We start from the raw sequence: 19,300 nt of genomic DNA, 5'->3' as shown, positions 1-19,300 counted from the left end.
GCTATGCGCTGACACCAGCTCCAGCTTGGCGCACTGACAACCGACCCACCCACAAGTGATCAATACGCTTATGACGTCCTCTCTTTTAAAAACGCTGATAGGTACGGCAGCGGTTGTGAGCTGCACTACGGCAGCGGCAGACCCTGTTACCGTTACCGATGTTACCGGCCGTGAAGTCACACTGGAGGCGCCCGCTGAGCGTGTTATCCTGGGTGAGGGTCGTCAGATCTACATGCTCGGCCTACTGGAGCCTGAAGCCCCGTTTGCGCATATCGTCGGCTGGCGCGAAGATTTTTTCCAAGCAGACCCTGATAACTACGCCCGCTACGCGGAACGCTTTCCTGAAATTGAAGCTCTGCCAACGTTTGGCGGCTTTAAAGACGGCACCTTCGACGTTGAGCAGGCCGCCTCGCTTAACCCTGACGTGGTCTTTATGAACCTTGAGGCCAAAGCCGCCACCGAAGATGCCGCCTATGATGACAAACTTGCTCAATTGGGCATTCCGATCATCTACGTCGATTTTCGTGAAGACCCCATCGAGCACACCATCCCCTCCATGCGCATCATGGGCCAGGTCATGAACGACGAAGCGGCGGCTGAGGAGTTTATTGACTTCGCTGAGGCGCAGCTGGCGCGGGTGACCGATGTCATTAACGAAGCGAACCCCGAGCGCCCCAGCGTCTTTATCGACCGCGCGGGCGGCTACTCGGATGAGTGCTGCATGAGCTTTGGGCCCGGTAACTTCGGCGAGTATGTGACACTGGCAGGCGGCACCAATATTGCCGACGGCATCATTCCCGGCAGTTTCGGCACGCTAAATCCTGAGCAGATCATTGCTGCAAACCCTGATCACGTTGTTGTGACCGGCGGTAATTGGGACGCCTACGTACCCGGCGGTGCCTGGGTAGGCGTAGGGCCCGGCTCTGATATGCAAGCCGCTCACGCCAAGCTTGAAGCGCTGACCTCGCGTACCGCCATGACCGGTATCCAGGCGGTGGAAGATGGTAACTTCCACGCTATTTGGCACCAGTTTTACAACAGCCCCTACTACTTCGTAGCCATTCAGCAGCTCGCCAAATGGCTGCACCCAGCGCTGTTTGAAGATTTAGACCCTGAAGCCACCCTGCAAGAGCTTCACGACCGCTTCTTGCCTATTGATTACGAGCCGGGTTACTGGGTATCGCTCCATGACGACTGAGACTATTGCCGCCGACAGCTACTCACAGGGGCGCGCCTTCTACCGCACTCAGGTATTCCGCCGCCAGATGATTCTCTTGGTGCTGGTGGTGGCGCTGTTATTTAGTCTCTGCGTTGATTTGGCACTGGGGCCAGCCCGCTATAGCTTGGGCGAAGTGGTCGCCGCTCTGCTGACACCCCAAAGCGTCAGCCAGCAGGCACGTGTCATTCTCTGGGAAATCCGCATGCCGGTGGCGCTGATGGCCCTGGTGGTGGGCGCCAGCCTTTCGGTAGCCGGCGCGCAGATGCAAACCATTCTAAGCAACCCGCTGGCCAGCCCCTTTACGTTGGGCATTTCCGCTGGGGCAAGCTTTGGCGCCGCCCTTGGGCTAGCCTTCGGCGTGGCGATTGTGCCCACTGCCATTGAGTTCGTGGTGCCGCTTAACGCCTTTATCATGGCCATGTTCACCGCGTTTCTCATCCACGCGCTGAGCCTTAAACGCGGCGTGACGGTGGAAACCATCGTACTGCTCGGCATCGCCATGGTGTTCATCTTCAACTCACTAATGGCGCTGATCCAGTTTTTTGCAAGCCAGGAAGCCGTCTCGGCAGTGGTGTTCTGGACCATGGGCAGCTTAACCAAAGCGACATGGCCCAAATTCTGGATTGCGCTGGGCATTCTTGCCGCCGTTATGCCGCTGCTTGCCCGTCACGGCTGGGCGCTTACCGCCATGCGCCTGGGCGATGCCAAGGCCGAAAGCATGGGCGTTAACCCACGTGCGCTGCGGTTGGAAGTGCTGGTGCTGGTATCGCTGCTTGCCGCAGTGGCCGTGGCGTTTGTGGGCACTATCGGTTTTATCGGCCTGGTAGGACCGCATATTGCACGCATCCTGCTGGGTGAAGATCAACGCTTCTTCCTGCCGGGTTCAGCACTTTGCGGTGCACTGATTCTTTCGGTGGGCTCGGTGATCTCCAAGATTATTATTCCAGGCACGATTATTCCCATCGGTATTATCACGTCGCTGGTGGGCATTCCCTTCTTCCTGTTTCTGGTGCTCAACCACAAGAAGGCTTCATGGTAACCCTACAGCTAACCCGCGTCTCGGCCCGCTACGGACGCCGCTCAATTCTGGAAGATATCACGACGCCCTGCTTTCAAGGCGGTCAAGTCGTTGCCCTGCTGGGCCCTAACGCTGCCGGGAAATCGACGCTTTTCAGGCGTATTCTAGGCCTGCTGAAAGGCGAAGGTGACGTCGCTATTCGCCATACAAGCGCCGGGCGCCCGGTGGCCTATATGCCCCAGGACACCGGCGCCAAAGCGGTATTGACGGTTTATGAGTCGGTGCTGCTCGCACGCATGCAAGGACGCAGCCTGAAAGTGCAGCCAGAGGATCTGGCCCAGGTGGACCGGGCACTTGAAGAGCTTAATATCACGCCACTTGGCGAGCGTGACATTGGCGATTTAAGCGGCGGCCAACGCCAGTTGGTCAGCGCGGCGCAGGCACTGGTACAAGAGCCCGAGATTCTGATGCTGGATGAACCCACGTCGGCGCTGGACCTTAACCGCCAGATCAACCTGCTAACGGTGTTGCGCCGCTTGGCAGATGAGCGCCAGATGCTGATTCTGGTGGCACTCCACGATTTAGGCCATGCGCTGCGCTTTACCGATGCCTCCATGGTGCTTGAAAACGGCCGCCTGATCGCATGCGGCCAGACCAAAGATGTCATTACCCCTGAGCTTTTGCGCCAGGTGTACAAGGTGGCGGCGCGTATCGAGCCGTGCTCGAAAGGCCGCCCCCAGCTTATCGTCGAAGAAGCTGTCTAAACCGCCGCCCTTCCAGGGCGGCGAGCGCCACCCCACTGAGCATCAAGGGAAGCGCCAGCAAGAAATTACTTGATACCGGAATACCGAACAGCACCCAGTCGGCGGCTACTGGCCAAATCAGTGCAATGTATTCAAACGGTGCAAGCCGCGATGCCTCGGCATAGCGCAGTGCCAGCGTCATGGCAATATGCGCCGCACCACCAAACAGCCCCGAGAGCACCAACAGCCAAAGGGCCTTTGTATCCAGCGCCGCCCACCCCAACGGCAGCGTGGCCAGCCCCGCAAGCGCAGACACCAAAATAAAGTAAAAAGCGATAGAAGCTGCTGTTTCAGTGCGTGAAATGCGCCTAACGGTAAGCAGCGCCCCTGCCGTTAAAAGTGCGCTTAGCGCGCCCAACACATAGCCGGTCATCAGGCCACTTTCAGAGCTGGCATTAAGGCCTGGCAACACCAGCACCGCCATACCGGCAAGCGCCAACAAAATAGCCCCAGCGCGATAAAACGAGAACCGCTCACCCAGCAATAGCACCCCGCCCACTGCCATAAACACCGGCGTTAGCTGAGCCAACAGCGTTGCCTCGGCAACGGGCAGCAGTGCGACCGCCGCAAACGAGGCAAACATCGCCGCCGCCCCCAACCCCGAACGCAGCGCATGGCCCAACGGACGACGCGTCGCCAGTCCTCCCGGGAATTCCCGGCGAATCATCAGAAAAACCATAATCGGCAACAGCGCAAACAACGAGCGGAAAAACACCGACTGCCCCACCGGCACGTCATCACTCACCGCTTTAATACACACCAACATGCCGGTAAACAGCAGACCGGAAAGAATTCTGAGCCAAATGCCCAACGTGGGTTTGTCCTGCAAGCTATCCATTACGCTTTATGTTCCTTAAACGTCAAAAACCCCCGGCCTGGGCCGAGGGTCTACGGAACCTAACATTGTACAATTACGTTAGGGCAGTCACACTAATATCAGGACTTCATCTCTTCAAAGAACTTCTTCACGCTGTCGAAGAAGCCAGTTTTCTTGGGTGAGTGGCTATTGCTGCCTTCCAGGCTTTCCTGGAATTTACGCAGCAAATCGCGCTGCTCTTCACCCAGGTTGACCGGGGTTTCGATAACGACTTTGCAGAGCAGGTCGCCCGGCGCACCACCGCGCACTGGTTTGACACCTTTGCCGCGTAGACGGAAGAGTTTGCCGGTTTGCGTCTCCGGTGGAATCTTCAGCTTCACACGGCCATCAAGCGTGGGCACTTCAAGCTCGCCACCCAGCGCGGCATCAACAAAGTTGATCGGTACGTCGCAGTGCAGGTTTTTACCATCGCGCTGGAAGATATGGTGCGCTTTGATAGAAACCTGAACGTAAAGGTCGCCCGCTGGGCCACCATTAACGCCGCTTTCGCCTTCGCCGTTCAGACGAATGCGATCACCGGTATCAACACCCGGCGGAATCTTCACAGAGAGCGTACGCGTTTCACGCACACGGCCTTCGCCGTTACATTTGTGGCACGGCACTTTGATGTGCTGGCCGCTACCGTGACAGGTCGGGCAGGTTTGCTGTACTGCGAAAAAGCCCTGCTGCATACGCACTTGGCCGTGGCCATGACACGTGGGGCAGGTTTCCTTGGAAGAACCTGGCTCAGCGCCATCGCCATCACAGCGGTCACACTCAATGTGGCGTGGCACACGGATGTCGACAGTGGTACCGGCTACCGCACTCTCAAGGTCCAACTCCAGGTTGTAGCGAAGGTCGGAGCCACGTGCGGGCGCATTAGGACCACGACGGCGGCCGCCGCCCGCGCCACCGAAAATATCACCAAACACATCGCCGAAGATGTCGCTAAAGTCACCCGCGCCACCACCACCGAAACCGCCGCCGCCAAAGCCACCGCCCTGGCCATCAACACCGGCATGACCAAACTGGTCGTACGCCGCACGTTTTTCGCCATCGCTAAGCACTTCGTAAGCTTCTGACACTTCACGGAATTTTTCCGAGGCAGTATCATCGTCCGGGTTTCGATCAGGGTGGAATTTTTGCGCCAGGCGGCGGTAGGCCTTTTTGATCTCTTTCTGATCGGCCCCTTTATCGACACCCAGGACTTCGTAATAATCGCGTTTGGACATGGGTCCTACGCCTCCTGGTTAACTATGCTCTTGATTAGGCGTCTTGACCGCGGAAACAGCAACGCGGGAGTCTCCTCCCGCGTTACCTTCTTCCTTGGTAGAAAGAGGATGTTACGACTGTTTTTTGTCGTCGTTGACTTCTTCGTACTCGGCGTCAACCACGTCATCTTCCTGCTTGGTGCTGGCATCCTCAGCACCTTCATCCGCCTGCTGAGCAGCTTCCGCCTGTTCGGCGTACATCTTCTGCGCCAACTGACCAGACGCTTCGGTCAGTGCATCCAGTTTCTTCTGGATGTTGTCCGTGTCGTCAGTCTTGACGGCTTCTTCCAGCTCGCTGATGGCGGTTTCGATGGCCTGTTTCTCATCATCCGTCGCTTTGTCGCCCGCTTCTTGAACGGTTTTGCGCGTTGCGTGGATCATGCCGTCAGCCTGGTTACGCAGCTGTACTAACGCTTCGAATTTTTTATCTTCGTCAGCGTGGGCTTCAGCGTCGCGTACCATTTGATCGATCTCTTCATCCGTCAGACCGCTGGACGCTTTAATGACAATCGACTGCTCTTTACCGGTCGCTTTGTCTTTGGCAGAAACGTTCAGAATACCGTTGGCATCCAGGTCAAACGCCACTTCGATCTGCGGAACACCGCGCGGCGCAGGCGGAATATCAGACAAGTCGAAACGACCGAGCGACTTGTTCTGCGTCACTTGCTTACGCTCACCCTGAACGACGTGAATGGTCACGGCCGTCTGGTTGTCATCCGCCGTGGAGAAGGTTTGCGTCTTCTTCGTCGGGATGGTGGTGTTCTTGTCGATCAACGGCGTCATCACGCCACCCATCGTTTCGATACCCAGAGTCAGCGGGGTAACGTCCAGCAGCAGTACGTCTTTCACGTCGCCGCCCAGAACGCCACCTTGAATCGCTGCACCTACGGCAACCGCTTCGTCAGGGTTAACGTCTTTACGCGCTTCTTTACCGAAGAAATCAGCGGCTTTCTGCTGCACCATCGGCATACGTGTCTGGCCACCGACCAGGATCACTTCGTCGATTTCAGACGCAGACAGACCCGCATCTTTCAGCGCCATTTTGCAGGGCTCAAGTGAACGCTGAACCAGCTCTTCTACCAGCGATTCCAGCTTGGCACGAGTCACCTTAACGTTAAGGTGTTTCGGGCCAGTGTTGTCAGCCGTGATGTAGGGTAGGTTAACGTCGGTCTGCTGGGCGCTTGAAAGTTCAATTTTGGCTTTTTCAGCGGCTTCTTTCAGACGCTGCATGGCCAGGTTGTCACCCGACAGATCAATACCGCTGTCAGACTTGAACTGGTCGACCAGGTAGTTGATCAGCGCCAAGTCGAAATCTTCACCGCCCAGGAAGGTGTCGCCATTGGTGGCGAGTACTTCAAACTGGGTTTCGCCTTCAACGTCGGCAATTTCGATGATCGAGATATCGAACGTACCGCCACCCAAGTCATAAACGGCGATGGTTTTATCACCGCGTGACTTGTCCATACCGTAGGCGAGTGCGGCTGCGGTCGGCTCGTTGATAATACGCTTAACGTCCAGACCCGCGATGCGGCCTGCATCTTTAGTGGCCTGACGCTGGCTGTCGTTGAAGTAAGCCGGTACGGTGATAACCGCTTCCGTTACCGCTTCGCCGAGGTAATCTTCGGCGGTTTTCTTCATTTTCTTCAGCACTTCCGCACTTACTTGCGGCGGCGCCATTTTTTTACCTTTTACTTCTACCCACGCATCGCCGTTGTCTGCTTCAGCGATTTTGTAGGGCACCATCTTGATGTCTTTCTGAACAACGTCGTCTTTAAAGCGACGGCCGATCAGACGCTTGATGGCGTAAAGCGTGTTTTCCGGGTTGGTAACGGCTTGGCGCTTGGCGGCCTGGCCTACCAGAGTTTCGCCGTCATCGGTGTAAGCGATGATCGAAGGCGTGGTACGGCCACCTTCAGCATTCTCGATAACTTTAGCACTGTCGCCATCAAGTACTGCCACACAAGAGTTGGTAGTACCCAGGTCAATACCAATAATGCGTCCCATAGCAAAAACCTCGAATTCAGTTGTCTCAATACTTAAAACGTGTGCGGGATTTCCCCGCGGGGTTGACCTTTATCTGGGGGCCGCCAGTGACTTTTCAAGGGCTTTTTTACGCTTTACGTCACTAAATCGGCTTAATTTGCCTTCTGACTGACCACGACCATCGCAGGACGAACCAAACGACCATTGAGCAAGTAACCTTTCTGCATCACTTCCATTACGGTGTTGGGCTCAAGTTCGGGGTTCGGCACCATCGCCATGGCTTCGTGCACTTGGGGGTCAAAGGGCTCACCTTGGGGCTCAACGCTTTCAACACCAAACTTATTGAGCACCCCTAGCTGCATGTTGAGCGTCATGGAAACGCCCTCGCGGTGCGCCTCAGAGGCGTCGTCCTGCATGGATTCAAGCGCTTTTTCCAGGCTATCCACCACCGGCAGCAGCTCTTTTACAAATTTTTCCAAGGCAAACTTACGCGCCTTGTCTGCTTCCTGTTCGGCACGGCGGCGAACATTCTGCGCTTCAGCGGCGGCGCGCAACGCCTGGTCCTTGGCTTCTGCCAGGTTTTGCTCCAGCTCATTTACCTGAGCGGCGAGTACATCGGCCTCCGGGTCGGCGAAGCTGCCTTCAAGCGGCGCCTCGTCGTTAATCAGGCCTTCCAGTTCCCCATCAATCAAGCGCTCTTCAGACTCCTGGTCCATATCGGCCTCACGCTGTTGGCGAGCGAGTTCGTCATCTAATGGAGTTTGCGGTTCTTTTGCCATGCCATGCTCCTCAAAAGGGTTCGGGCTTTTTCTGCCCAACACTGCTCATAAAAAGTAATCAATAAATCAGTTTTAAAACAGCCTTAAACACGTATAGAGGCTATATGGGGGCCATAAAAGCCATCTCAAGAGGAGCATTGAAGTCAGTTATCGACTACTGTATAAAACAACATTTATTGGATAAGTATCCAGCTTCTGTGTCGCACCGCCTCAGGAGGCATCATGCTTACTCAGCTAGCGATTCAAGATTACGCCATTGTCGACCGCCTTGAGCTTGACCTGACCCACGGCATGACGGCCATTACGGGGGAAACAGGTGCAGGCAAATCCATTCTCCTAGGCGCACTGGGCCTGTGCCTGGGTGAGCGTGCCGATGCTGGCAGCGTGCGCCACGGCTGCGAGCGCACCGACCTATCGGCGCGTTTCGACATTCAACACCTGCCCGCCGCCGTCGAGTGGCTAACGGCCCGCGAGCTCCCCACCGACGAATGCCTACTGCGCCGTGTAGTGACCGCCAGTGGACGTTCAAAAGCGTGGATTAACGGCCAACCAGCGACCATTTCGGACTTAAAATCGCTTGGCGAGCAGCTCATTCAAATTCATGGCCAGCATGCCCATCAAGCGTTAATGCGTGAAGAGGTGCACCTGGCCCTGCTGGATGACTATGCCGGGCTACGGGAGGCTCGCCAGCAACTGGCAGAAACCTTCCACGAATGGCGCAATGCGCGCCGACGGCTTAAAAAGCTCAGTGAAGAAGGCAGTGAAGTAGAAGCCAAGCGCCAACTGCTGCGCTACCAGGTTGAAGAGCTGGACCAGTTGGACCTGGGCGAAGGCGAACTACAGACGCTTGAAGAGGAGCAACTGACCCTTGCGCATGCCGAAGAGACGCTGCGTGAAACCCAGTTGGCTGCCGACTGCTGCGCCAGCGATGACGGCGGCGCGCTGTCGCTTCTTAATCAAGCTTATGCACACTTAAGCGCCCTACCGGGCAGCGATAAGGGCACACTTGCCAATACGCTCGCCATGCTCAGCGATGCGCGCATTCAGGTGGAAGAGGCCTCAAGCGAGTTGCAGCGCTTTGCCAGCAGCACCGAGCTCGACCCAGAGCGCCTGATGTGGGTGGAAGAGCGTTTGACGGATATACACCGCATTGCGCGCAAGCATCACGTCGCCCCTGAAGAAATTTACGCCCTGCATAGCACCCTTCAACGTGAAGTGGCTCAGTTGGAAGCCAGCGATGAGGACCTTGAAGCGCTGAGTGGACAGGTCGCCGAGTATCGTGAGCGCTACCGCAGCGAAGCCAAGAAAATCAGCGATACACGTCAAAAAGCTGCCCTGCGGCTGGGCAAAGAAGTTCAGCAGCAGTTGGCCTTTTTGGCCATGGGTAAGGCGCGCTTTGAAGTGGCCGTTGCTTCGCGTGAAACGCCTACGCCTGAAGGGCTGGATAGCGTACAGTTTTTGATCAGCGCCAACCCAGGCCAGCCTGCTCGCCCGCTCGCCAAAGTTGCCTCTGGGGGTGAGCTTTCGCGTATCAGCTTGGCGATTCAGGTGGTGGCCGCCTCGCACTCGACGATTCCAAGCCTGGTGTTTGACGAGGTGGATGTGGGTATTTCAGGCGCCACGGCGGAAATTGTCGGCCAGTTACTGCGCAAGCTAGGTGAGAACGGCCAGGTAATGACCGTGACGCACCTGCCCCAGGTGGCCGCGCAGGCGCATCAGCACCTGCATATTGAAAAGCGTGCCAAGCGGGATACTACGCGTACCTATATGGCCTTGCTGGACGAGCGAGGCCGCATCAGCGAGCTTGCACGCATGCTAGGCGGAGTGACGCTCTCTGACCAAACACTGGCTCATGCCCAGGAAATGCTGCATGCCAGCCAGCGCCCGCCTCATTAAGAGCTTTCTCAAATCACTATCTAATTAACGGCTACCACGCAAAATACCCCCATGCTGCTCCCTGTAGTAACAAGGAGCGGCATGAGGGTTTGCATCACGGCCAAAACAGGTTTTGCGGGAAACCCTATTTTTTATTGATCGGCACGTTAACCTGGCGCGTTACGTCCGACCCGCGAGGGCGTACGTAGAGTACCAGAGCGTGATCGACAAGCTCGTAGCCGTGCTCTTCTGCAATTTCTTGCTGGCGTCGTTCAATGATGTCATCAAGAAACTCGATGATTTCACCACTTTCTAAACACACCATATGGTCGTGATGATCTTCTTGCGTCATCTCAAAGACTGCGTGGCCACCGTCAAAATTATGACGAATTACCAAACCTGCTGATTCAAATTGCGTCAGCACGCGGTAAACGGTTGCCAAGCCAACATCCTCGCCCGCATCAATCAGTGTTTTATACACTTCTTCTGCGCTAAGGTGGTGTTGACCCGAAGCATTTTCGAGAATCTGAAGGATCTTGACGCGCGGCAGGGTCACTTTCAGCCCGGCTTTGCGCAGTTCATGGTTCTGATCGGCCATGGTTGCTCTTCGCAGTAACAGGTTAGGTCGGGTATGATCGACCGAAACCACGATAGTGAAGAACAGGTCCAAATGCAAAAATTGACTCGCATCATTACGCTTTCCGTTGCCCTTACTGTTGTAAGTGGCTGTAGTTACGTCGGTGTTTACAAACGTGACATCCCTCAAGGCAATCTGGTAACCGAAGAAATGGTTAGCCAGCTTCAGCCGGGCATGACGCAGGAGCAGGTCACCTACGTTATGGGCCGCCCTTTGTTGGAAGCCCCGTTTGATTCAAACCAGTGGGATTACGTCTATCGATTGGACGAAGCGTACGGTGGCGTTGTACAGCGACGCGTCACACTTACCTTTGACCCGATGGGCCGCTTAGCCAATGTTCAGCAGCAGGGCGATTTTTCCACCGATCTTCCGCTAAGCACCGACACCAGCCTGGGGCCTGCCGTTGAAGGCGCTGACCCGCTGAATGCGCTTCCCCAGGAGAATGTAAGCACGCAAACACCGGAGACAGCACCCGCGCCTCAGCCCGTATTGCGCGCTGAGTAACAGCGTTACTGGCCGCTTGCTTGGCGTTTGGCACGTTCCAGACGGGCGGCTTTAGGGTCGATCTCAAGCGGGCGATAGACTTCGACACGATCCCCGGTGCGCAATGTGTGCGTCTCGGGGTTGCGTAGCGCTTTGCCAAAAATACCCAGCGGCGCCTTGCTGAACGTGTCTTCGGGCAACTCCGGAAATAGTTGAGGCAGGTTGGCAAGTGCTACCGCCTGCCGGGCAGTGGTGCCCTCAGGCACTTCCAGCGCCACCAGGCGCTGTTTGGCAGGCAACGCAAAGGCAACCTCTACCTGAAGTCGATCACCGCCCATACAGCTCGTCAGCACGCTTAGTGAAGGCATCTACCAATTGACCGGCGATTTGCTGGAACAATCGACCAAAGGCCATGCTGAGCAGGCGGCTGGCAAACTCAAATTCCATTTCCAGACTCACCTTGCAAGCATCATCTCCCATCGGAGTGAACCGCCAGTGGCCTTTCAAGCGCTTAAATGGCCCTTTTACCAGCGACATCTCGATTTGCTCGGGGGCAAACAGGTCGTTACGTGTAGTGATCGTTTGCTCTATCCCCGCACGGCCCAGCGTCATTTCCCCAATTAAATGGGTGGCGTCACGCTCTACCAGACGCGCCTGACGACAGCCTGGTAAAAACTCGGGGTAGTGTTCGAAATCGTTGACCAGATCGAACATTTGCTGGGGGGTGTGCCGCACCAAGGCGGAACGATTGACGGTTGGCATTGACCTCTCCGCTGACTTCACAGTGCCCAAAGCGTATCATGGGAAACATTTATTCAGACCTTGAATGGTATCACGCCTCCCCATATAACGAAGGGGGTGCCACCGACAGATTATAGATGAGGTTTCATGGCCACTAAGAAAGGTAACAGCAAGGGCCCCGGCAGTAGCGTTATTGCCCAGAACAAGAAGGCAAGATTCGAATACCATATCGATGAGACCTTTGAAGCAGGGTTGGCACTCGCCGGCTGGGAAGTCAAAAGCCTGCGTGCGGGTAAAGCTCAGCTTACCGACACCTACATTCTGGTGCGTAACGGCGAGGCCTTCCTGCTTGGCAGCCACATCATGCCGCTTAATACAGCAAGCACTCATGAAATTGCCGACCCTACCCGCACACGCAAACTACTGCTGCATCGTAAAGAAATCGCCAAAATCTTTTCGATTACCCAAGACAAGGGCCACACCTGCGTACCGCTCAAGCTTTACTGGAAGCGCAATAAGGTGAAGTGTGAATTGGCGCTGGTGACCGGTAAGCAGCTGCATGACAAGCGGGCGACAGAAAAGGATCGTGACTGGAGCCGTCAAAAAGGACGAATTATGCGGGAACATAACAAGGCTTAACTGGTCAATCAGGTGTGAGCACGTTAGAATGCTCATCTGAAAGAAGGGGGCGACATGGTTTCGACGCCGGTGACAACCCTTGCGGTGCATGCCGAGAGCGTGATGTATCTCGTAAATCCCACATCACGAAAAAATAGTCGCAAATGACGAAAACTACGCTCAAGGCGCGCTAGCAGCTTAAACTGTTAGCTTCTTGTCTGGCCCCAAGGTGATGTGCCTATTCATCATTGAGGGGATACGAGCTAAAGCTGATAGGACCGCGTTTGGTGGTGTCTTCTCGCCAAGCGTTAAACTTTAGAAGGCTCGCGTTGCTGAATCCTGATCGTCGGAGTCAGTGGCGTTAAAACAAATGACGAAATCTAAGCATGTAGAGCCAATAGGCGCGTGCTGGCGGACGCGGGTTCAATTCCCGCCGCCTCCACCACCTACCTAAATTCAGATGCTTCCATATAGGTCTGAATGACGCTGAAAAGCCCGCCCCGTGCGGGTTTTTTTGTGTCTGTATGCTTTCACATATACCCATACAGCATTGCGCACCGTGTATGCCTGTGTGTATGCTTTACGATATTGTGAACCAGAGGCATACAAGCATGAAACGCTCACAGATTAAGCGCCGCCCGCTGGCTGATACGGTATTGGCGACACTGGAACCAGAGGCCAAGGCATACAGGGAACTGGACGGCAGCGGCCTTTACTTCAGGGTGAAGCCCAATGGCTCCAAGTCTTGGGAACTGCGTTATAAGAAGCCAGACGGCAAGTGGTCGTGGATTGGCCTTGGAGGGTATCCAGAGACTAGCGGCAGCTTAGCGCGTGAGAAAGCCGACCAGCTTAGGGCAGACGCAGCGAAGGGAGAGAACCCCATCGTCTCCAAGCGTACAAGGGAAGCTGCAACCCTAGAGGCAGCTAACAGCACCTTTGAAGCGCTGGCGAGGGAGTGGCACACCAACAAGCGCCAGAACTGGACGGACGGCACCTCTACCCGCGTCATTGGCTCGCTGCAAAAGCACGTATTCCCCAAGTTTGGTAAGCGCCCTTTCACCGACATAACGCCGATGGAGTGGCTAGAGTTCCTGCGCAGCCTGGAAAAGACAGGCATCGTTGAGCAAACCAGCCGCATACGCGCTATCTGCCGGGAAGTGTACGACCTGGCGCTAGTGAGTGGGCGCATCCAGTACAACCCATTGGAGAGCCTGCATAAGCACCTGACCACCCGCCGAGCGGCCAACTATTCCCACGTTAGCCAAGACGAACTGCCCGCCCTACTTCGCGCCATTGGCTCTTATCCCCATGCTGAAGATGTACGCCTTGGCCTGATCCTGCTATCACGCCTCGCTGCCCGTCCTTCAGAGCTAAGGGAGGCCCGCTGGGAAGAGTTCGACCTAGACAAAGCACTATGGACGATCCCCGCCGAGCGGATGAAGCGCCGCCGGGAACATACCGTTCCACTACCCAAGCAAGCCATAGAAGCCCTTCAGAGCCTTCATCTACTGACCGGATACCAGCCCCTTCTATTCCCAGGACGCAGCGACAAAACAGCGCCACGCTCCAACACGGTATTCATCATGGCGCTACGTCGCCTTGGCTATGAGGGACGCCAGACCGCCCACGGCTTCCGGCACATCGCTAGCACGATCCTGAATGAGCACGGCTATAACGCTGACCACATTGAGGCCCAGCTATCACACGTTAAAGACGGTGTGGCAGGCGTCTACAACAAAGCACAGTACATCGAACAGCGCCGCGTAATGATGCAGTGGTACGCCGATCACCTGGACAACTTGCAGCGTGGAAACGTGGTGGAGATGAAACGGGCATGACAGAAAGTAATTGGTGGGCAAGCACACCGGGATGGGCCACCCGGCTCCCAACCCGCTTATCAGATACTTGGCGCTGGTTTGAAGCAGTGTGGTCTTACGATTATGGAGACCCGAGACAGCTTACTGAGCTGGTTCGGAGCGAGCCTATACCACCGGAATACACCAACGCGGTTGCAACAATAATTGCAGGTGAACGCTTACCTAATCGCAAGGCAGTAGCTAAAGCTAAAATACCTGCTAAAGAACGAGCGGAAACCGCTGTGTTAGTTTCAGTATGTCTTGGCATCCGCGATGAGGTGAAATATCGAGCATTCGATCCTGACCTAGACCCCGACAGGGAGCATGGAGTCGGCGCAGCGGCTGTAGCAAGTAGTATCGAACCAATAGAGCTGATGCGTAATGCTGACGAGCTTGGAAGAGAGTGTATTCAGATCGCTGCCGATGCATGGGGAGTAAGTACCGAAACTATTGAAAACCTAATACGCGAAGCCAAAACCAGACTAGCCGCTTGGCCTACTGTGTAGAACAACGGGCTTTGTACTACACGGGCAGTTTTTGGCGAACAATTGATATGTGAATAATTAGGTATGTACCCACGACGAGTGCATACCTATGAATATCGAAGCCCTACCCCAAGACCAAAAGCTAATCACCAAGCCCAATCTATGCCGCGCTATGGATATGACCCGTAGCGGCATCGACAAGTTGCTGAAGAATGACCCCGGCTTTCCCCGCCCTCTGAAGTTCAGTGATAGCCAGCAAGCACAATGCTACTTCCCTATTGCCGAGGTTAACGCCTGGCTAGATGCCAAGCTGGCCGAGCGAGGTGCAGCATAATGACCTTGCAACGCTCACCAATGCCGTTATATGCTTCAAGGGCTGGCGCAAAATCGTCAGCCGGGTTTAGCGGCCCGAATACTTCTAGGCGCACTAGCGCCCCCATTGACGGCGCTTTTTTAGTGCCCGTCAGTTATGGCGGCTGTGCGTGGGACACCTTCGGGTGTGCCGGTTTCCTAGAGTGCCGGTCCGCTAACCTGCGTACAGTCGCCCCCATTAGTTGTTTAGCGGCAACCGGGGACGACTCCACAACTCTAGGAGTCACACCCATGAAGCTATTCCCTACCCGCAATCCGTCTGCACGCGCCGCCGCCCATCGGGCAATGGCGAAATCTGCGCTGTTTTCAGACTCAAGCGCCGCCGTCCGGCTCAAGCGCTACAACCACCACATCGAAAAAGCCCGCGCCCTAGAGGCCGAGCAAGTCCATATTCGTCGTAGCCGTCTGATGAAGGCTTACGACACCTTACGCGCTGAAAACGCGGAGGTGAGCCAATGAGCCTATTCAAAATCACCTTCGCCCGCACTGGTCAAGAAACCGTCGTTGAAGCTACCGATTGGCGTGATGCTGTGCGCCAAACTGGCCGTAGTGACGCTTGCTATATCACCCACCACGAAAAGGCCGTTGTTCCGGTGGCTGCTTGGTTTGACGCCGATGTGCCGCAAGGTATCGGTGCCCACACCGTAGAGAGCGCGCTGGCTGGAGCTGTTGCCTACCTGGATTCTCAGGAGGTGGCCCAATGATGCCCATAGCCATTAACTGCGACCTACGCACCCGAACTATTCGCTTCCAGTTCACTAACCCGGATCGCTTCTTAACAGCCGAGCAGGCGCTTGCTAGCGGTTTAGTCAATCACCTTGAGTTCAAGGAGATGCAGCGCGAAGCCCAAGCATTTAGCAAGGAGACAGGTCTATGACACCTCAAGATCAAACCTACCTGCTGAAAGCCGCCCTTACGGGTGACGTTCGCCAGATGGAACAGGCGTCCAAAATCCTCGCTGGCGTGGCGATGTTGCTGAACGACCATGACCTTGATGGCCTGAAACGTGAGGGACTGATTGAAACGCTGTGGCTGCTATCCAGCACCTTTGAGGAGCGCCGTGACTGGCTTCAAGAGGAGGGCTATTTATGCAGCGAGCAATAAAAACGCCCGACCGGAGCCGAGCGCAAAATAATACTGTTCAAGCCAATAATAGCATCCGCGCTGACGTTCACGCCATATTGAATCGACTCGACAAGGTAAAGGAAAACGGGCTGGGCCGCTGGCTGGCATGTTGTCCTGCACACCAAGACCGCTCGCCTAGCTTGGCGGTGCGTGAAACCTCAGACGGCACAATCCTGATGAAGTGCTTTGCAGGATGCCCGACTGGGGACGTGCTAGCCGCTATCGGCCTTGAGCTTAAAGACCTGTTTCCTGAGCGTGACAACGACGCATACACCGCTAGCAAGCGCCCTGGTGAACGATGGGTTCCCCGTGACGTATTGGCAGCGGTGGCGCGTGAAGCCCTGATTGCGCTGTTAGCGGCTGAGGATGTGCATAGAGGGGTGCTGTTATCTGATGACGACCGCAACCGCTTGGCGGTGGCCGCTGGTCGTCTGAGGGCTGCCGCAAAGGAGGTGGGCGCTTATGTCTAACACGGCTGAAACTTGCTGGCTAGATCAGAGAGTTGATGAAGTTTATAGCAACTTTGACCCAATCCCCTTGGTTGATCGCATCGTCGCGCCAGAGTATCCACTGGAAGCGTTGGGGTCGATTCTCGGTGAAGCTGCCGAGCGCTTGCGCTATTACGTGCAGACGCCGCCAGGGATGGCCGGGCAATCCGTACTTGCCGCCGCTGCGTTGGCGATACAAGGCACCACGGACGTACAGCGTGGCCCTATCGGTGATGGGCCGGTATCGCTCATGTTGATGACGATTGCCGAATCTGGCGACCGTAAATCAAGTATCGACCGCCTAGCATTATCTCCAATCAGGGCTTGGGAAGCCGAGCGCCGCGAAGCCTTGCCCAATCTGCTGGCTGATTATCGCGCCGCTATCGAAGCATGGCAGTTGCGCCGCGAGTCAGTCGTCAATGGCGCAAAGCCCAAAAGCAAGGAGCCTATGAACCATGACCAGCAAATGCGGCTGAGAGACCAGTTGCTAATGCTGGATGCCGAGAAGCCCGAGCCGCCACCGCGCCCAAACATCACCTTCGAGGAACCTACTGCTGAGGGAAGCTGGAGGCACTTCCACGAAGGCGAGCCCAGTGCCGGGCTTTTCTCTGACGAGGCCATAGGGTTCTTTGGCGGTCACGGTATGAGTGAGGAATCAAGAGGCCGTACCATCGCTATGCTGTCCAAGCTGTGGGATGGCTCACCTATCACTCGCACCCGAGGGACATCTGGCGAATCCGGCATTATGGCAGGCCGTCGCCTATCGGCTCACTTGATGCTGCAACCCGTGGTATCCGCCAAGGTGCTGGGCGACCCGCTGCTAATGGGCCAAGGCTTTCTTGCTCGGTTCTTGGTGTGCCATGAACCCAGTATGGCCGGAACCCGGTTCTTAAAAGGCCGCGACTTGTCCCGAGGTGCGCAGCATGACCCGGCGATAGGCCGCTATTGGCAATCTCTATCTGAGACGATCCGCACCCCACTGGATGTAGACGATCAGACCGGAGAGCTGCGTTTACGCATGGCTAAGATTGAGGGCGACGCCTTCACTGCTTGGTGTGCATTGCATGACAGCATCGAGCACCACTTATCGAGCAATGGCCGTTTTATCGAAGTTAAGGCGTTCGCCTCGAAGGCTGCCGACAACGCCGCCCGCATCGCCGCCGTACTGGCGTTAGTAGAAGGTCACGATTCACCGCAACGCGAGCATATCGAGCGTGCTGGCAAGCTGATGGCGTACTACCTCGAAAGCATGGCGGTACGCACTGCCGAGGCCCAGCAAGATATGCAGGAGGTGAAAGCCCGTGAGCTACTGGAGTGGATTACTGACCATGGGGGAGAGTTGCACGCTGGCGACTTCAAGCGACTACCCAACGCTTATCGCAGCGCCAGTAAGGCACGGCCATTACTCACCTTTCTGATGGATATGGGGCACATCGAAATTAGCGCGACGAATCACCATGGCAAGCCTAGCGCGTGGCGTATACGGGAGATTCATCATGATTGATCTGATGGCCGAAGGATACCGCCTATGGGGACTGGAATCGAAATCCGACAAACAACCTTCTGCGGAAGTTGCGGAAATTGCGGAAAACGCTCAACCACGGGCTTTGCCGCTTGCGGATGAGTTGCGGACAACTTGCGGATTACCGCAACCCGCAGCCAATCCGCAACCGATCCGCAGCCAATCCGCAACCCACAACCCGCACGGTTACGGGAAATCCGCAGAATCCGCAGAATCCGCAGCCCCCTCCCCTAGAAATGCTGATGGTTGGCTAGAGTGGATCGCTGAACGCTGCCCCCTGGTGCCGGAAGATCGCCGCCATGTGGCTACTGGTCTTCTACGCCTTCACCCACGAATGCAGCAACGCCTGGCTGAACGCTATGTAGAAGAGTGGCGCGCCGCTGCCGACGATGAACCTACCTATCACAAACGCGACAACGCTGGCCGTCATGCCGCCAACTTGATTATCACTCGACTAAAAAGAGGTGCCGAGTATGTCTGAAGTCACTATTGAGCAACTACAAGCCAATAACGAAAACCTGACCGCTGAACTGGAAAAGGTGAAAGCCAAAAATGCCGAGCTATTGGGCAAGGTTAAGAAGGCCCAGCAAGGTAGCGGCGAAAACTCTGAACGCCTGGAAGCCCTGGAAGCGGAAAACGCAAACCTCAAAGGTGAGCTACGCACATACACTTATGACGCCCCGGTTAACGCTGTGTTTAAGGAAATCAGCGGTGCTGGCTCAATCTTCCGAGAGTCGTTTGAAAAGCACTTCAGCATTATTCAGGATGAATGCGAGGGCCGTTTCTGGATTCACGATAAAGATGGCAATCCCGTTTATAAAACAGTGAAGCAAGGGAAGTACGGCAATAAAGAGGAGCCGCGAGAACTAACGTTTAACGATATTCGAGATGTAATAGATGAACATGGCTTAGAGGAGCTAGATTTTTTCCTACCCAAGCCTAAGGGCGGTGGCGCACTAGGCAGTAATGGCCGTCATTATTCCCGCCCCGCTCCTACAGATGAAAAGCCTAAAGAAGCATCGGATAACGTGCCAACCTTTGGTATGCGGTGATATAATGAACGGGTAGCCCTAATGGGGCTGCCCTTCTCGCCCTAATGGGGCAAAGCCCACTAACCGCTTAGCGTTAGTAACTTAGCCCTGATGGGGCACCCTCCAAGACTAATGGTC

General features: G+C 55.7%; 24 protein-coding genes and 1 other RNA gene. 18 read left to right on the top strand and 7 right to left on the bottom strand.

The window, feature by feature from the left end; all coding sequences use genetic code 11:
* Positions 1-70 precede the first annotated feature (70 nt).
* From ACT3T6_RS05200 to ACT3T6_RS05190, 3 genes are read left to right on the top strand one after another with little or no spacing between them, the layout of a single operon-like run.
* Positions 71-1,198: an ABC transporter substrate-binding protein gene (locus ACT3T6_RS05200; protein WP_193053245.1), complete on the top strand. Its 1,128-nt coding sequence runs from the start codon at positions 71-73 to the stop codon at positions 1,196-1,198.
* Positions 1,188-2,258: a FecCD family ABC transporter permease gene (locus tag ACT3T6_RS05195; RefSeq protein ID WP_193053244.1), complete on the top strand. Its 1,071-nt coding sequence runs from the start codon at positions 1,188-1,190 to the stop codon at positions 2,256-2,258. Before ACT3T6_RS05200 ends, ACT3T6_RS05195 begins: the two co-directional genes overlap by 11 nt.
* Positions 2,252-3,001: an ABC transporter ATP-binding protein gene (locus ACT3T6_RS05190; protein WP_193053243.1), complete on the top strand. Its 750-nt coding sequence runs from the start codon at positions 2,252-2,254 to the stop codon at positions 2,999-3,001. Before ACT3T6_RS05195 ends, ACT3T6_RS05190 begins: the two co-directional genes overlap by 7 nt.
* Here ACT3T6_RS05190 and ACT3T6_RS05185 read toward each other — a convergent pair.
* From ACT3T6_RS05185 to grpE, 4 genes are all read right to left on the bottom strand, one after another.
* The gene (locus ACT3T6_RS05185) at positions 2,979-3,878 is read right to left on the bottom strand and encodes a DMT family transporter (RefSeq protein ID WP_193053242.1); all 900 of its coding nucleotides are present in this window, start codon (positions 3,876-3,878) and stop codon (positions 2,979-2,981) included. The genes ACT3T6_RS05190 and ACT3T6_RS05185 overlap by 23 nt on opposite strands.
* A gap of 98 nt (positions 3,879-3,976) precedes the next feature.
* Positions 3,977-5,128 (bottom strand): molecular chaperone DnaJ, encoded by a 1,152-nt coding sequence (gene dnaJ, locus ACT3T6_RS05180; RefSeq protein ID WP_172117607.1) that lies wholly within the window; start codon positions 5,126-5,128, stop codon positions 3,977-3,979.
* Between the two features lie 111 nt (positions 5,129-5,239).
* Entirely contained in the window at positions 5,240-7,171 is a 1,932-nt protein-coding gene (dnaK, locus tag ACT3T6_RS05175) for a molecular chaperone DnaK (RefSeq protein WP_172117608.1), read from the bottom strand.
* A gap of 131 nt (positions 7,172-7,302) precedes the next feature.
* Positions 7,303-7,929, bottom strand: coding sequence for a nucleotide exchange factor GrpE (gene grpE, locus ACT3T6_RS05170; RefSeq protein ID WP_193053241.1), 627 nt, complete (start codon positions 7,927-7,929; stop codon positions 7,303-7,305).
* Positions 7,930-8,151: 222 nt separating this feature from the next.
* Between grpE and recN the strand changes: the two genes are divergently transcribed.
* Positions 8,152-9,825, top strand: coding sequence for a DNA repair protein RecN (recN, locus tag ACT3T6_RS05165; protein ID WP_193053240.1), 1,674 nt, complete (start codon positions 8,152-8,154; stop codon positions 9,823-9,825).
* Positions 9,826-9,949: 124 nt separating this feature from the next.
* Here recN and fur read toward each other — a convergent pair whose 3' ends face one another.
* Positions 9,950-10,402 carry a ferric iron uptake transcriptional regulator gene (gene fur, locus ACT3T6_RS05160; protein WP_172117611.1) on the bottom strand — a complete coding sequence of 151 codons (453 nt, stop codon included), beginning with the start codon at positions 10,400-10,402 and terminating at the stop codon, positions 9,950-9,952.
* 72 nt (positions 10,403-10,474) lie between these two features.
* Here fur and ACT3T6_RS05155 point away from each other — a divergent pair, with 72 nt between their 5' ends.
* Entirely contained in the window at positions 10,475-10,945 is a 471-nt protein-coding gene (locus tag ACT3T6_RS05155; protein ID WP_193053239.1) for an outer membrane protein assembly factor BamE, read from the top strand.
* 5 nt (positions 10,946-10,950) lie between these two features.
* Here the strand turns inward: ACT3T6_RS05155 and ACT3T6_RS05150 are convergent, their stop codons facing one another.
* Both ACT3T6_RS05150 and ACT3T6_RS05145 read right to left on the bottom strand, forming a co-directional pair.
* Positions 10,951-11,262 (bottom strand): RnfH family protein, encoded by a 312-nt coding sequence (locus ACT3T6_RS05150; RefSeq protein WP_172117612.1) that lies wholly within the window; start codon positions 11,260-11,262, stop codon positions 10,951-10,953.
* Positions 11,252-11,686 carry a type II toxin-antitoxin system RatA family toxin gene (locus ACT3T6_RS05145; protein WP_087108740.1) on the bottom strand — a complete coding sequence of 145 codons (435 nt, stop codon included), beginning with the start codon at positions 11,684-11,686 and terminating at the stop codon, positions 11,252-11,254. The genes ACT3T6_RS05150 and ACT3T6_RS05145 overlap by 11 nt, the downstream gene beginning before the upstream one ends.
* Before the next feature lie 126 nt (positions 11,687-11,812).
* Here ACT3T6_RS05145 and smpB point away from each other — a divergent pair, with 126 nt between their 5' ends.
* The 13 genes from smpB (at position 11,813) to ACT3T6_RS05080 (ending at position 19,183) form a co-directional block, all read left to right on the top strand.
* The gene (gene smpB / locus ACT3T6_RS05140; RefSeq protein WP_087108742.1) at positions 11,813-12,304 is read left to right on the top strand and encodes an SsrA-binding protein SmpB; all 492 of its coding nucleotides are present in this window, start codon (positions 11,813-11,815) and stop codon (positions 12,302-12,304) included.
* Between the two features lie 45 nt (positions 12,305-12,349).
* Positions 12,350-12,728, top strand: a transfer-messenger RNA (tmRNA) gene (ssrA, locus tag ACT3T6_RS05135).
* 166 nt (positions 12,729-12,894) lie between these two features.
* Positions 12,895-14,121, top strand: a complete 1,227-nt coding sequence (locus ACT3T6_RS05130; RefSeq protein WP_193053238.1) for a tyrosine-type recombinase/integrase — start codon at positions 12,895-12,897, stop codon at positions 14,119-14,121.
* Positions 14,118-14,645, top strand: coding sequence for a hypothetical protein (locus ACT3T6_RS05125; protein WP_172419681.1), 528 nt, complete (start codon positions 14,118-14,120; stop codon positions 14,643-14,645). The genes ACT3T6_RS05130 and ACT3T6_RS05125 overlap by 4 nt, the downstream gene beginning before the upstream one ends.
* Before the next feature lie 88 nt (positions 14,646-14,733).
* Positions 14,734-14,958 (top strand): helix-turn-helix transcriptional regulator, encoded by a 225-nt coding sequence (locus ACT3T6_RS05120; RefSeq protein ID WP_193053237.1) that lies wholly within the window; start codon positions 14,734-14,736, stop codon positions 14,956-14,958.
* Positions 14,959-15,227: 269 nt separating this feature from the next.
* The gene (locus tag ACT3T6_RS05115) at positions 15,228-15,455 is read left to right on the top strand and encodes a hypothetical protein (RefSeq protein WP_193053236.1); all 228 of its coding nucleotides are present in this window, start codon (positions 15,228-15,230) and stop codon (positions 15,453-15,455) included.
* Complete coding sequence (locus ACT3T6_RS05110) at positions 15,452-15,700, top strand: hypothetical protein (protein WP_193053235.1); 249 nt, start codon at positions 15,452-15,454, stop codon at positions 15,698-15,700. Before ACT3T6_RS05115 ends, ACT3T6_RS05110 begins: the two co-directional genes overlap by 4 nt.
* Positions 15,697-15,873 (top strand): hypothetical protein, encoded by a 177-nt coding sequence (locus ACT3T6_RS05105; protein WP_193053234.1) that lies wholly within the window; start codon positions 15,697-15,699, stop codon positions 15,871-15,873. The genes ACT3T6_RS05110 and ACT3T6_RS05105 overlap by 4 nt, the downstream gene beginning before the upstream one ends.
* Positions 15,870-16,100: a hypothetical protein gene (locus ACT3T6_RS05100; protein WP_193053233.1), complete on the top strand. Its 231-nt coding sequence runs from the start codon at positions 15,870-15,872 to the stop codon at positions 16,098-16,100. Before ACT3T6_RS05105 ends, ACT3T6_RS05100 begins: the two co-directional genes overlap by 4 nt.
* Positions 16,085-16,591 carry a CHC2 zinc finger domain-containing protein gene (locus ACT3T6_RS05095; protein ID WP_193053232.1) on the top strand — a complete coding sequence of 169 codons (507 nt, stop codon included), beginning with the start codon at positions 16,085-16,087 and terminating at the stop codon, positions 16,589-16,591. Before ACT3T6_RS05100 ends, ACT3T6_RS05095 begins: the two co-directional genes overlap by 16 nt.
* Positions 16,584-18,113, top strand: coding sequence for a YfjI family protein (locus ACT3T6_RS05090; RefSeq protein WP_193053231.1), 1,530 nt, complete (start codon positions 16,584-16,586; stop codon positions 18,111-18,113). The genes ACT3T6_RS05095 and ACT3T6_RS05090 overlap by 8 nt, the downstream gene beginning before the upstream one ends.
* Entirely contained in the window at positions 18,106-18,612 is a 507-nt protein-coding gene (locus ACT3T6_RS05085) for a hypothetical protein (protein WP_193053230.1), read from the top strand. Before ACT3T6_RS05090 ends, ACT3T6_RS05085 begins: the two co-directional genes overlap by 8 nt.
* Positions 18,605-19,183 carry a hypothetical protein gene (locus ACT3T6_RS05080; RefSeq protein ID WP_193053229.1) on the top strand — a complete coding sequence of 193 codons (579 nt, stop codon included), beginning with the start codon at positions 18,605-18,607 and terminating at the stop codon, positions 19,181-19,183. The genes ACT3T6_RS05085 and ACT3T6_RS05080 overlap by 8 nt, the downstream gene beginning before the upstream one ends.
* Positions 19,184-19,300 lie beyond the last annotated feature (117 nt).

This window comes from Halomonas sp. 72 (assembly GCF_052379785.1).
Lineage (GTDB): Bacteria > Pseudomonadota > Gammaproteobacteria > Pseudomonadales > Halomonadaceae > Vreelandella > Vreelandella citrativorans.
This window is presented reverse-complemented; position numbering and strand designations above follow the sequence as displayed.